The sequence below is a fragment of the Streptomyces sp. NPDC002793 genome, assembly GCF_040295485.1.
Classification (GTDB): domain Bacteria; phylum Actinomycetota; class Actinomycetes; order Streptomycetales; family Streptomycetaceae; genus Streptomyces.
In genome coordinates, this window is record NZ_JBEOVL010000002.1 from 159,561 (window position 1) to 173,007 (window position 13,447).

The window sequence follows — 13,447 nt, forward strand, 5'->3', positions numbered from 1 at the left end:
ACAGGATCCGGCGGATCGGGCCCTCAAGCCGGAGCGGGCACCGTGGGCACGAGTGCGTGCAGGTCGTGCAGCTCCTCGTGCACCGCGGCGGCCAGCCGGTGCAGATCGGGCAGCGCCTTCCCGTCGGCGACCAGTCCGACCTGGACCCGTCCGCCGTACGTCGACAGGGCGACGGCCAGCGACTGGCCGCGGGCCAGCGGCGCCATGGGATAGACGGCGCGCAGCGGACAACCGCCGAACGAGAGGGCCGAGCGGGGCAGGGGCACGCTGGTGACCAGGATGTCGAAGAGCATCCGGGCCGCGTTCCCGGCCAGCGGTGCTCCGAACCTGTGGGCCAGCGCGGGCAACTGGTCGGCCAGTACGGCGACGGCGCCCGCGCCGCGCGACGGCCCGGCGGCCTTGTTGCGGTCCATGCCCGTGCGCACGAGGCGCAGCCGTTCCCGCGCGTCGGGTTCGCCGACGGGCAGCGCGAGGAGGTAGGCGGAGAGCCTGTTGCCGGTGGCCGCTCCGCCGGGCCGGCGCCGGGAGACGGGGACCAGGGCGCGGGGGTCCGCGCCCGGCAGCGGCTCGCCGCGCTCGACCATCCAGCGGCGCAGCGCACCGGCGACCACGGCGATCAGGACGTCGTTGGCCGTACCACCCTCGGTGCGCCGGACGCGCTGTACCGTTTCGGCGTCGAGTTCGGTGGTGGCCAGGCGGCGTGTGCCGCTGGAGCGCGCGGTCAGGGCCGAGGTGGCGCGCAGGTCGAGGCGGCTGGCACGTACGACGGACGCGCCGACCCCCAGCGCCCGGCCGACGTCCCCGATGCGGCCGATCGCCAGGCCGGCCGCCTCGGACGGGCCGGGCAGCCAGGAGCGGGGCGGTACGGGTGTCCGGCGGCCGGGCGCGCGCCGGCGGGCACCGGCGGGGGCGATCTGGTCGAAGATTCCCGCTCCGATGGCGACTGCGCGCATCCCGTCGGCGAGCGCGTGGTGCAGCTTGACGAGTACGGCGAAGGGGCCGTCACCCGGGCTGTCGAGGAGGTACATCTCCCAGGGCGGCAGGCCCCGCCCGAGCGGCCCCTCCATGAGCTCACCGGCGAGCCGGGTCGTCTCCGCCATGAAGTCGCCGGCGGGAAGCACGACCCGCCGGACGTGGCGGTGCACGTCGAAGTCCCGGTCGGTGAACCAGGCGGCGCCGCCGACGGGCAGCAGGACGTCCCGCACCCGCATCCGCAGCCGGGGGATGGCGGCCGCGCGGGCGCCGAGCAGCTCCAGCAGGCCCCGCGGGGCCACTCCCGGCACCGGGTCGAAGACGGCGAGGGCGCCGAGGTGCATCGGATGGGCGTCGGATTCGAGGTGCCAGAAAGCCAGGTCAAGAGGTGCCAGGAGCTCGGTACTCAACGGGGCCTCGCGTCTTCGACGGGACGACGGAACGACGATCGCGGTCGATCCTTCCGGGTCAATTACGTACAAGTACTGAAATGTTACGTACCGTTGCAGCCTCTACGAGTCGAGGCGGCGGCGCTACCGCTGCTCCGGAATGAGGAACTCGCACCACACGCTCTTGCCGTTGCCCCGGGACTCCACTCCCCACATGTCGGCAAGCCGGTCGACGAGCATGAGCCCGCGGCCCGAGACTCCGGACTCCCCCGCGTCCCTGCGGCGGGGCCGGGCGCTGGAGCGGTCCTCGACGTCGACCCGGAGCCGGCGTTCGGGTCCGGTGAGCACCCGGATGGTGACGATGGCACCGCTGTCGGTGTGCATCAGCGCGTTGGTGATGAGCTCGTCCGCCGCGAGCTCGACCTCGTCCGTCCGGCCCTTCGCCCCCCAGGCGCGCACCGCCGCCCGGATCATGTGACGGGCCGAGGTCAGAGCCTCCGGGTCGTTCTGCGCGACGTGCTGCTGGAGCCGGGCACCCGGGTGGGGGGCGTGGGCCGCGTCACGACGCAGCAGCAGCAACGCCATGTCGTCGCCGCCGCCCCGCTCGTCGACGACTGCGCAGAGCCGGTCGGCGAGCTCCTGGACGTCCTGCGGACCGTCGCGCACCGTCGAGACCAACAGCGCCATGCCTTCGTCGAGGTCGGTTCCGGGCAGCTCCACCATGCCGTCGGTGTACAGGATCATCGTCTGCCCCGGGTCCAGGTCGATGGTGCTGACGGGGTATTCGAGCTGCCCGAATTCCGCGGAGAGTCCCAGCGGCAGCCCTCCGTCGACCGGCAGCCTGCGGCAGCTCCCGTCGACGTGTCGCAGAGCCGGATCGACGTGCCCCGCCCTGACCATCTGCACCACTCCGGTGGTCAGGTCGGCCTCGGCGTAGGTGCAGGTCGCGAAGCGGTCGGTGTCGAGTTCGTGGAGGAAGACGGACGCCCGCGCCATGACCGTGGCCGGGCTGTGCCCCTCGGCCGCGTAGGCGCGCAGCACGATGCGGAGCTGCCCCATGACGGCGGCCGCGTGCGTGTCGTGCCCCTGGACGTCTCCGATGACGGCGCCGACCCGGCCGCCGGGCAGCGCGATGATGTCGTACCAGTCGCCCCCGATGTCCCTGCCGAGCCGCGCCGATCGGTAGCGGACGGCGACCCGGGCGCCTGGCACGTCGGGGATCCGCCGCGGCAGCATCGCCTGCTGGAGCCCTTCGGCGAGATCGTGCTCCTGCTCGTACAGCATCGCCCGCTGGAGGCTCTGGGCGATCGAACTCCCGAGGGCCACCAGCAGGTTTCTCTCGTCACCGGCGAAGCCGGCCTTGTTGCCGTAGAGGAGCCCGAGCGCACCGATCGGGCGGGCCTGGGCGACGAGGGGCAGATAGGCGGCGGCGGTGATGCCGAGATGGCTGATGTGCGGCCACAGGACGGGGTACGAGGCGGCGAAGTCCTCGGGCGTCTCGATGAAACGGGGCGTGAGCGTGCGGATCACTTCACTCATCGGGTACGGCTCGTCGGTCCGGGTGTAGCGGGTGCCCTGCACGTACGCCCCTTCGGGACCGTCCGCCACCAGGTGGATGCGCCCGGACTCGAGCAGACCCATGACGAGGCTGGCGGCACCGAGGTTGGCCAGGACCTGGGAACTCCTCAGCACGTCGGTGACGTCCTCGACGGTCCGGGCGTGCGCCAGCGCCGCGGTGGTTCCCTCGACCAGGCTGGTACGTCGGCGCCGTTCGTCGTCGACGGTCCTCCGGGCGGTGGATTCGGCCAGTTCCTGGGTGGCGTCGCGGATGATCCCGATGATGCGTCGGGGCCGCCCGGTGCCGTCGCGGCGGATGAACCCCTGCGTGTGGGTCCAGCACAACGAGCCGTCGCGCTGTCTCCGGCGGAAGTACGCGCCGTAATTGCTGCTTCCGCCCTTGATGGCTCGCGTGACCATGTCGTCGAGCCGGTTCGCCTCGTCGGCGGGTACGCGCTGCGCGAGGGCCGCGGGATGGCCGTCGTACTCCCCGGGACGCAGATCGAACACCTCGAGGGCGGGCTCGTCCATGTGCATGAGACCGCTGTCCAGATCCCAGTCGAAGCTGCCCATTCGGTTCAGGGCGAGACTGAGGTCCGGGTGGGCGGGCCAGTCGTCCGGGAGTGACAGGGCACCCGCTACCCGATCATCCATGTGGGCCACTCTGCCATCATTTGTCCGATTCCTCCATCGAATCGACACCTTGAACGCATTCAAGGCAGCCTCTATGCTCGGTCTCGCAAATTGAACATGTTCAATTCGACGTTGCTCGTACGTGTGGACAAGGGGTGGGCACGATGTCCGTACTGGTCGGGCTGATCGTGGTGCTGGGCATGCTGGTGATCGTCCCGTTGGGACTGGGCCTCGTCGGCGACCCCGCGCTCGACCGGATACGGCACCTGTGGCCGCTGTTCGCGTTGCCCGGCGCCGTGTCCCTGTGGCTGCCGCGCGGAGGCGTCGCCACCGCCCTCGCCCTCTGTTACGCGCTGGGCACCCTGCTTCTCGCCGCCCACGCGCCGCGACGCCTCGCCCGCACACGCAGCGCCCGCCCGTCGGAAACCGCACTGCTCACCGCGCTGATCGCTCCGGCGGTCGCCGCACTCGCCCTCGTCGCCGAGCGCTCCGGCCACGAACTGTTCGGCTTCGGGCTCGGCATCCTGGCGCTGACCGTGCCCCACTTCCACTACGCCGGCTTCGCCGCGGCCCTCGTCGCCGGTCTCGTCTGCCGGGCCGAGGACGGCCCGGGGAGCCGGTTCGCGGCCCTGAGCGTGCCGCTCGGCACCCTGCTCGTCCTCATCGGTTACTTCACCGGGGACTGGACGGAACTGGCCGGGGCGGTCGTGCTCACCGCGGGAATGTGGACGGTCGCCCTCCTGACCTGGCGCACCGCCGGCGCCAACGGGCCGGACCGTGTCACCCGCGCACTTCTCACCGTATCGGCCGGCGTGCTCGCGGTGACCATGGTGCTCGCACTGAGCTGGGCGCTCGGAGAGGCGACCGGACTACCGCATCCCACGCTGACCTGGATGGCTGCCACACACGGGCTCGGCAACGCGCTGGGCTTCGCGCTCTGCGCGCTGCTCGCCCGGCGCGGACTCCAGGACCACCACCACCCGGAAGGCAGAACCGCATGAGCACCCTGACGTACCCCGAGGTCGGCACCACCCGGCTCGGACCGCTCCCGGACGGCTACCACCACCTGCACCACCGCGCCGTGGTCGGCAGGGGCAGGGCGGACTTCGAGGCCGCGGGCACCGCGGTCACGGAGTGGCGCATGCACCGCGCCTCGGGGGCCCGGGTGAACGCCTCCGCCGCACGGGCCGACACCGGGACCACTGTCGAGGTGTCGATCGGTCTCGGGCCGCTCCGCCTCTCCGCCCCCTGCGAGATCGTCTGGACCGCGTACGAGAAGGACCGCACCGGCTTCGCTTACGGCACCCTGCCGGGGCATCCGGAGCGCGGGGAGGAGAGCTTCGTGGTGGAACTGGCGGACGACGGAAGGGTGTGGTTCACCGTCATGGCGTTCTCACGGCCCGCCTCCTGGTACACCCGCCTGGCCGGGCCCCTCGTCCCGGTGGTCCAGCACTGGTACGCCCGTCGGCTCGGCGCCTCGCTGCGCCGGATCGTGCCGGCTGTCCGACGGGCGGGACACGCCGGATACTGAGGGGGATGGAGTGGTTCACCGCAGATGGCTACTGGCTGAGCAGGCTGATCTTCCAGCGGGCGCTCGCCGTCGTCTACCTGGTCGCGTTCGTCGGCGCGGCACTCCAGTTCCGGGCGCTGATCGGCTCACGGGGCATGCTTCCCGTGCCCGACCTCCTGCGGCACACCTCATGGAGGGCCGCGCCCGGGCTGTTCAGGCTGCACTACTCCGACCGCTCCTTCGCGCTCGTCTCCTGGACTGGCGCGGCGGTGTCACTCGCCCTCCTGGCCGGACTCGACGGGTACCTGCCGCTGGGGGCGGCGATGGCTCTGTGGGCGGTGCCGTGGGTGCTCTACCTGTCGATCGTCCAGGTCGGCCAGGTCTGGTACGGCTTCGGCTGGGAGTCGCTCCTGCTGGAGACGGGCTTCCTCGCCGTGTTCCTCGGAAACCACGAAACGGCGGCACCCGTGCCGGTGTTGTGGCTGCTGCGCTGGCTGCTCTTCCGGGTGGAATTCGGCGCCGGCCTCATCAAGATCCGGGGGGACGAGTGCTGGCGGCGGCTGACCTGTCTGGAGTTCCACCACGAGACGCAGCCGATGCCGGGACCACTGAGCTGGTTCTTCCACCGGCTCCCGAGGCGCGCGCACCGGGTGGAGGCCGCTGCCAACCATGTCACCCAACTCGTGGTGCCGTTCCTGCTGTTCACCCCTCAGCCGGTGGCGAGCGTCGCGGCCGGGCTGGTGGTCGTCACCCAGCTCTGGCTTGTGCTGTCGGGGAATTTCGCCTGGCTGAACTGGCTGACCGTCGCCATCGCCCTGACAGCGGTCGACTGGTCACCGATCGCCGGGCCGCCGCCGGCGCAACCGGCCTCACCCCTCTGGTACGAGATGGTCGTCCTCTCGGTCACCGCCCTCGTCCTGGCCCTCAGCTACCGCCCGGCGCGCAATCTGCTCTCCCGTCGCCAGGTCATGAACCGGTCCTTCGACCCGCTGCACCTGGTGAACACCTACGGCGCCTTCGGGAGTATCAGCAGGATGCGTCTGGAGGTGGTGGTGGAGGGCACCGAGGAGACCGTGATCCACGAGGGGACGCGCTGGCTGGAGTACGGCTTCCGCGGGAAACCGGGTGATCCGCGCCGGATGCCGCGCCAGTTCGCGCCGTACCACCTGCGGCTGGACTGGATGATGTGGTTCGCGGCGCTCTCCCCCGCGTACGCCCGGTCCTGGTTCGGACCGTTCGCGGAGCGGCTCCTGCGGGGCGACCGGGACACCCTGCGGCTGCTCGGCCACAACCCGTTCCCGGGCGGCCCGCCCACCCATGTCCGGGCCAGGGTCTTCCACTACCGGTTCACGGAGTGGAGTGAGCTGCGGGCCACCGGACGCTGGTGGGACCGGACGTACGTACGCGACTTCATGCGGCCCACGAAACGCTCCCTGCCCCCGTCCGGGACGGGGGCAGGGAGCTGAGGCGCCGCTCGAAGAGGCGCGAGGTGCTCAGTCGATCCCGGGCAGGATGTGCGGCTCGGCCAGATCGTCCTCGTAGCCGGCCAGCCTGATCGGTGCCGACCTGGCCCAGACCTCGATGTTCCGGAGCTTCTCGGGCCGACGGGCCTGTGTTGCGGCCGGCTCGGCCGGGCTCGCCTCGGTCTTCGTCATGTCAGGTGTCACCGCGGACTCCTTTGTGTCGCGTAACCCCGGGGCGGTGGCGACGCTGCGGCTGTGGGAACCGTGTCGACCGCCCTCTGCGGGGCAGGGGCAGAAACAGTTCGGTCGCGGTGGCGCCGGTACGGGGTGGGACGGCGGACTGCTTACAGACCTGTCCCAGGACGGCCGAGGAAGTTTCGTGGATCCCTTGGTGGCGTCCGTTCACCCCAGACTAACCAAATGAGCGCCGCCCCGCTCGACGGAACGTGTGGCCTGGGTCACTTTCAGCCAGCAACAGGACGGCGGCCCCGCACAACACGGGGCCGCCGACGTGCCGCCTGACGTCTCAGGTGGCGGGTGGGACAAGGGTTACGGACGGAGGAGTGGCAGCGCGGAGCCGCCCGTACTCACCAGCCCGCAGGGGCGTAATCCTTCAGGAAGCAGCCGTACAGCTCCTCACCCTGTTCACCGCGCACGATCGGGTCGTAGACACGGGCGGCCCCGTCGACGAGGTCGAGCGGGGCGTGAAAACCCTCCTCCGCGAGGCGGATCTTGTCGGGATGCGGCCGCTCGTCCGTGATCCAACCGGTGTCGACCGCCGTCATGAGGATGCGGTCCTTCTCGAACATCTCCTGGGCGCTGGTGCGGGTCAGCATGTTCAGCGCGGCCTTGGCCATGTTCGTGTGAGGGTGCCCCGCGCCCTTGTAGCCACGGCTGAAGACGCCCTCCATCGCGGAGACGTTCACGACATAGGCACGCTTCGACGCCGTCCTGGCCATCGCCGGGCGGAGCCGGCTGATCAGGATGAAGGGGGCCGTGGAGTTGCAGAGCTGGACCTCGAGAAGCTCGATCGGCTCGACCTCCTCGACGGTCTGGATCCAGCTGTTCGTGTCGTGGAGGTCGGGGACCAGTCCCCCGGCGTCGATCGCGGTACCCGCGGCGATGCGGGCCGGCGAGGCGGACCCGGTCACCAGGGCGAGATCGGTGACGTCCTGGGCGCTCAGACCCTGGCCCCCCTGACGGGCACCGGGCAGCGCGGCGACGCGGTCGACCGCACCGCTGCCGAACGTGCCGATCACCTGGGCGGCGGGCAGCTCGCCCGCGGGCAGCGGCGCGGACTCGGCACCGAGCAGCTCGCTGTAGGCCTGCGGGGAACGACGGACCGTCTGCGCGGCGTTGTTGATCAGGATGTCCAGCGGCCCCTCGGCGGCGACCGAGTCGGCGAGGGCGACGACCTGGGCGGGGTCACGCAGGTCGATGCCGACGATCTTGAGACGGTGGATCCACTCGTCGCTGTCCGGCATCGCCTTGAAGCGGCGGATGGCGTCGTTGGGGAAGCGGGTGGTGATGGTGGTGTGCGCGCCGTCGCGCAGCAGTCGCAGCGCGATGTACATGCCGATCTTGGCGCGGCCCCCGGTGAGCAGGGCCCGGCGCCCGGTGAGATCGGTGCGGGCGTCGCGCCGGCCCCGGTTCTCCTTGGCGCACTCCTGGCAGAGCTGGTGGTAGAAGGCGTCCACCTCGACGTACCGGGTCTTGCAGATGTAACAGGACCTGGGGCGCTGGAGTATCCCGGCGATCTCGGAACCGGCCGTGGAGGACGGGAGGACGCCCTGCGTCTCGTCGTCGATGCGTTCGGCGGAGCCGGTCGCCGTGGCCTCGGTCACTGCCTTGTCGTGCGCGGTCTTGGCGGCGCGGCGCTCCTGGCGGCGGCGCTGCTTCACGGTGCGGTAGACACCGGCGGTGGCCCGGCGTACGGCGACGGCGTCCGGGTGGTCGACCTCGATCGTGTCGAGCTCGTCGAGCACGCTCAGGCAGACGGCCAGCCGCTCCGGGTCGATACCGGGACCGAACTCGTCGATACCGGGAGCGAGCTCCTGGCTGTCCTCTGTCACCGTCATTGCCGTTCCTCTGTCACTCGTCACTCATGCCGCTGTCCGGGCTTCGGTGGGGAGTGATCCGGCCGGGAGCCGGCGAGGGCAGGCGCGCACGGGCCGGATGCCCCGGTCAAGTTTGCCACGAGTCGGACGTTGCTCCGCTCGGCCGTCGTCGTCCGTCACCGCACACCCGGGGCCACCCTCCGGATCGCCCTCCTCCGCGTCCGGCGGCGTCCCAGGCGCCTTGGACGAAGGGAGGCCGACACCTCGGCGAAAGAGGTAGCGGAAACCGTCCACTCGGTCACTCACGGACACATCCGCTCGGTCCGGCCGGCCCGGACGCACCTTTTCGCAACAATCTTGGGCGCCGGAGGCATTACTTCCGCGCGACCGGGCATGCGCCCGTCACTGCAGCGGAATCCAGGGAGGGCGACACCATGACGGCCATGTCAGTGCGAACCACCGAGGCGATCGGCGCAGCGGCGACGCTGCGCGACGAGGCGGGGTCGGTTTCCGACGCGGCGGTGCTGCCATGGATCGAGGACGCGGGCAAGGTGGCCCCGCAGGATGCCCGGGCCATGTCGAAGCTCTTCTTCGACCGTCTTCAGGTCCTCGAGGAGGGGACCCACGAGTACCAGTACGCGCGCAACACGCTGATCGAGATGAATCTCTCGCTGGTGCGCTTCGCCGCCTCCCGGTTCCGCAACCGGGGCGGTGACGATGTCGAGGACATCATCCAGGTCGGGACGATCGGTCTGATCAAGGCCATCGACCGGTTCGACCTGTCGCGTGAGGTCGAGTTCGCGACGTTCGCGGTGCCGTACATCGTCGGTGAGATCAAGCGTTTCTTCCGTGACACGACCTGGTCCGTGCACGTGCCGCGACGGCTCCAGGAGCTGCGGGTCGAGCTGGCCAAGGCCAAGGAGCAGCTGTCGGCGAAGCTCGACCGCGATCCGACGGTCGCGGAGCTCGCGACGCATCTCGATCTCTCCGAGGAGGAGATCATCGAGGGGCTCGTCGCAGCCAACGGCTACTCGGCCGGCTCGTTGGACAGCCCGAGTGCCGACAGTGAGTCCGGCAGCGAACAGCGTGCGTACGCCGATCTCCTGGGCGAGGACGACCCGGGGATGGCGAGTGTCGAGAATCTCCACACCCTGGCTCCGCTGCTGCGGCAGCTGGACGAGCGGGAACGGAAGATCGTCCGCATGCGCTTCGGCCAGGAGATGACCCAGGCACAGATCGGTGCGGAGCTGGGCGTCTCCCAGATGCACGTGTCGCGTCTGCTCGGCAGGATCGTCCAGCGTCTGCGCGCGGGTATGAGCGTCGAGGCCTGATCGACGGCTCGCACGGTCGACGAGTGAGGCCCGGCCGGGGTGCCGGGCCTCAGTCACATATGCTTCACGCCGATACGGCCGTGGGTGTCCCGTGCCGTCCGTCGGAGGGGGTGGAGTGTGACCGAGTCGCCGTTGGACACCTCTGCGCGTGTGCGCCGGCTCAGCCTGATTCCGGAACAGCAGAGGGTGCTGCCCGCCGCTGACGCGTCCGTCTGGGACGTCGACGCGGTGCTGCTCCTGGTCGAGGACGATTCCGGGGACGCGCTCCTGGTCGAGGAGCTGCTCACCGACAGCGAACTGGACGCCCCGCTCACCTGGTGCAAGACGCTGGCCGAGGCACGGCGGTTCCTGCTGGACTGCGACACATCCGTCTGTGTCCTGCTGGATCTGCACCTGCCGGACGTGAACGGCCTCGACGCGGTCCGTCAGCTCGTCGAGTCCGCCCCTGACGCGGCGGTCATCGTGCTGACGGGCCTGGACGAGTCGGAGACCGGACTGTCCGCGGTGGCTCAGGGCGCCCAGGACTACCTCGTCAAGGGCCGGATCGATCCCGAGGTGCTGGGCCGTGCGGTCCGCTACGCCCTCCAGCGCAAGCACGCCGAGCGATCGGCGTCCGCGATGCGGACCAGCCGTCTGATCGCCCAGGAGAACGCCCGTCTGGAACGCGCCCTGCTGCCGATCCCGCTGCTGCTCGACGACAGCTTCCAGGTGGCCGCGCGGTATGAGGCCGGGCGCGCCCACGGGCTGCTGAGCGGCGACTTCTACGATGTGGTGCAGACCGCCGACGGCGCGGTGCACGCGGTGATCGGCGACGTGTCGGGGCACGGTGCCGCCGAGGCCGCCCTGGGTGTCTGCCTGCGGGTCGCCTGGCGTACGGCCGTACTGACCGGTGTCTCGCAGCTCGAGAAGATCGGTCTCCTGGAGGCGATACTCGTCGCCGAGCGTTCGGATCCCCATGTGTTCGCGACGGTGACCACGCTCGTATTCCCGCCGAGCAGGGACAAGGTGCTCGTCGCGCGGGCCGGTCACCCCGGGCTGCTGCTGCGGCGGGGCACGGGTGTCGACTGGGTGGAACCGGACGCGGGTATGGCCCTCGGGCTCCTGCCCGGCGCGGGTCGCTGGACGCTCACGGAGCTGGAGCTCTTCTCCGACAGCGAACTCGTCCTGTTCACCGACGGACTGTTCGAGGGACGCACGGGTCCACGTTCCCGCCTCGGCGAGGACGGTCTCCTGGCCATGGCCGGCAGGTTCGGCGCGCTCGCACCCCGCGCGTTCGTCGACGCACTGGTCGCCGAGGCCACCGAGAGCGCCTCTCCGTACGGCGGACTGGCCGATGACGTCGCCGTCCTCCATCTGGGCTGGAAGGCAGGCTCGTGAGCACGGAGCAGCCCGCGGACGGACGGACGGGCCGGATATCCCGGCTGACGGTGCAGAACTGGGTCCATCTGATCCTGGCCGGCTTCGTGCTGGTGGTCTGCGGATGCCTCGTCGTGGGCGGGGTCGTCCTCTCCCGGATCTCCGACCGGACCACGGACCTGGTGGACCGCATCCAGCCCGCCCGCTCCACCTCGTTCCAGCTGCAGAACTCGCTCGTCGACCAGGAGACCGGGGTGCGCGGTTTCGCGCTGACCGGCGACACCTCGTTCCTGGAGCCCTACGAGTCGGGCATGCGGACCGAACGGGAGCGGCTGGCCCAGGTGCGCTCACTGATCGGCGCCGAGCAGCCGTACGTCGACGATCTGCGGCGGATCGAGAAGGCGTCCCAGCGCTGGCGGACCCTGCGGGCCGAGCCGCTGATCGCCACGGTGCGGGCGAACGGGCCCACCGGTGCCTCATCGGCCCCGATCCTGCGGAGCAAGGAGGAGTTCGACGCGCTGCGCGTGCTGTACGGCCTCCAGCAGAGCCACCTGGACGACGCCCGGGACCACGCCCGCGCCGAACTCGATGACGCGCGCACCACGCGTGACCGGGTGCTGGTCGCCCTGCTGATCGGTTTCGTGCTGGCCGTCGTGTCGCTCAGCCTGCTGCTGCGGCGCATGGTGGGCCGGCCGCTGTATGCGCTGACCGTGGCGTCGGACAAGGTGAGAGCGGGCGCCTTCACCAGCAGGATCGTGGTCCGGGGCCCGTCGGACGTCAGGGCCGTGGCAGCGGCCGCCGAGGACATGCGCCGGCGTCTGGTCGCGGAGCTGGCCGAGTCCCAGGAGCGGGAGACGCTGCTGTCCGAGCAGACCACGGAGCTTCGCCGGTCCAATTCCGAACTGGAGCAGTTCGCCTACGTGGCCTCCCACGACCTCCAGGAGCCGCTGCGGAAGGTCGCCTCGTTCTGCCAGTTGCTGGACAAGCGGTACGGCTCGGAGCTGGACGAACGCGGTCGGCAGTACATCGACTTCGCGGTCGACGGCGCCAAGCGGATGCAGGTCCTCATCAACGACCTGCTGACCTTCTCCCGGGTGGGCCGGGTACGGCAGAGCTGGAAGCCCGTCGATCTGGATGTGGCCCTGGACCGGGCCCTGTCCAATCTCACCCTGGCCGTGGAGGAGTCCGGAGCCGTCCTCGTGCGCGAGGATCCGCTGCCGGAACTGCTCGGTGAATCGACGTCGCTCACCATGGTGTGGCAGAACCTCGTCGGGAACGCGGTCAAGTTCCGCCGGCCCGATGTGCCGTGCCGGATCACCGTCGGATGTGTCCGGGAGGGCGAGGACTGGCATCTGACGGTCGCCGACAACGGCATCGGTATCGCGCCGGAGTTCGCCGACAAGGTGTTCGTGATCTTCCAGCGCCTGCACGCCCGTGACGAGTACGAGGGGACCGGGATCGGCCTCTCCCTCTGCCGCAAGATCATCGAATTCCACGGTGGCCGGATCTGGCTGGACCCGGAACCGGCCGAGGGCACACTGGTCCACTTCACCCTGCCCGTCCTCCCTGAGGCACCCACGCACACCACGGCGGAGCTGCTCGCGCCCGCCCCGCTCACCCCCCGGTCGGGAGACACTCCGTGAACGACGCCGTCAAACCCATCGAGGTCCTGCTCGTCGAGGACGATCCCGGCGACGAACTGATGACCCGTGAGGCGTTCGAGGACAACAAGATCCGCAACACCCTGCACGTGGTGCGCGACGGGCAGGAGGCACTGGACTTCCTCTACCGCCAGGGTGAGTACGGCGACGCTCCGCGCCCGGACCTGGTACTGCTCGACCTGAACCTGCCCAAGTACGACGGCCGGCAGGTGCTGGAGCGGATCAAGACCGACCCGGAACTGGCCCTGATCCCGGTCGTGGTCCTCACGACGTCGTCGGCCGAGGAGGACATCCTCCGCAGCTACAAACTGCACGCCAACGCGTACGTCACCAAGCCGGTCGACCTGGAGCAGTTCATCGGGGCGGTACGACAGATCGACGACTTCTTCGTGAGCGTGGTCCGGCTGCCTCCGCGTGCGTAAGATCTGCAGGGATCCCCCGGAGTGGGATCTCTCGACGCGGGTAGACGAACGGCGAGAAGAGGTCCGAGACCTCCCCTGCGGCGCCTTGGCTGGAGC

At 70.4% G+C, this 13,447-nt stretch carries 11 protein-coding genes; 7 read left to right on the top strand and 4 right to left on the bottom strand.

The annotated features are described in order from the left end of the window. Nucleotides 1–23: 23 nt before the first annotated feature. Entirely contained in the window at nt 24–1,382 is a 1,359-nt protein-coding gene (locus tag ABT001_RS02490; protein WP_351271145.1) for a wax ester/triacylglycerol synthase family O-acyltransferase, read from the bottom strand. Between the two features lie 123 nt (nt 1,383–1,505). Next, nucleotides 1,506–3,572, bottom strand: a complete 2,067-nt coding sequence (locus ABT001_RS02495; protein ID WP_351271147.1) for a SpoIIE family protein phosphatase — start codon at nt 3,570–3,572, stop codon at nt 1,506–1,508. A gap of 143 nt (nt 3,573–3,715) precedes the next feature. On the opposite strand from ABT001_RS02495, the gene ABT001_RS02500 reads away from it, so the two are divergent. The 3 genes from ABT001_RS02500 to ABT001_RS02510 are packed head-to-tail and all read left to right on the top strand — an operon-like array spanning nt 3,716 to nt 6,527. Then, nucleotides 3,716–4,552, top strand: a complete 837-nt coding sequence (locus tag ABT001_RS02500; protein WP_351271149.1) for a YndJ family protein — start codon at nt 3,716–3,718, stop codon at nt 4,550–4,552. Then, entirely contained in the window at nt 4,549–5,082 is a 534-nt protein-coding gene (locus ABT001_RS02505; RefSeq protein WP_351271151.1) for a DUF1990 domain-containing protein, read from the top strand. Before ABT001_RS02500 ends, ABT001_RS02505 begins: the two co-directional genes overlap by 4 nt. 5 nt (nt 5,083–5,087) lie before the next feature. Beyond that, nucleotides 5,088–6,527, top strand: a complete 1,440-nt coding sequence (locus ABT001_RS02510; protein ID WP_351271154.1) for a lipase maturation factor family protein — start codon at nt 5,088–5,090, stop codon at nt 6,525–6,527. Between the two features lie 27 nt (nt 6,528–6,554). Here ABT001_RS02510 and ABT001_RS02515 read toward each other — a convergent pair whose 3' ends face one another. Beyond that, nucleotides 6,555–6,728, bottom strand: a complete 174-nt coding sequence (locus ABT001_RS02515) for a hypothetical protein (protein ID WP_351271574.1) — start codon at nt 6,726–6,728, stop codon at nt 6,555–6,557. 383 nt (nt 6,729–7,111) lie between these two features. After that, a complete protein-coding gene (locus ABT001_RS02520) occupies nt 7,112–8,602 on the bottom strand; it encodes an SDR family NAD(P)-dependent oxidoreductase (protein ID WP_351271157.1) in 1,491 nt (496 codons plus the stop codon). A gap of 413 nt (nt 8,603–9,015) precedes the next feature. Here ABT001_RS02520 and ABT001_RS02525 point away from each other — a divergent pair, with 413 nt between their 5' ends. The 4 genes from ABT001_RS02525 to ABT001_RS02540 all read left to right on the top strand — a co-directional run bounded on the left by ABT001_RS02525 (nt 9,016) and on the right by ABT001_RS02540 (nt 13,351). After that, a complete protein-coding gene (locus ABT001_RS02525) occupies nt 9,016–9,912 on the top strand; it encodes an RNA polymerase sigma factor SigF (protein ID WP_351271159.1) in 897 nt (298 codons plus the stop codon). 117 nt (nt 9,913–10,029) lie between these two features. Then, nucleotides 10,030–11,289, top strand: coding sequence for a PP2C family protein-serine/threonine phosphatase (locus ABT001_RS02530; RefSeq protein ID WP_502967401.1), 1,260 nt, complete (start codon nt 10,030–10,032; stop codon nt 11,287–11,289). After that, nucleotides 11,286–12,911: a sensor histidine kinase gene (locus tag ABT001_RS02535; protein ID WP_351271162.1), complete on the top strand. Its 1,626-nt coding sequence runs from the start codon at nt 11,286–11,288 to the stop codon at nt 12,909–12,911. Before ABT001_RS02530 ends, ABT001_RS02535 begins: the two co-directional genes overlap by 4 nt. Next, a complete protein-coding gene (locus ABT001_RS02540) occupies nt 12,908–13,351 on the top strand; it encodes a response regulator (protein WP_351271164.1) in 444 nt (147 codons plus the stop codon). The genes ABT001_RS02535 and ABT001_RS02540 overlap by 4 nt, the downstream gene beginning before the upstream one ends. Nucleotides 13,352–13,447: the final 96 nt, after the last annotated feature.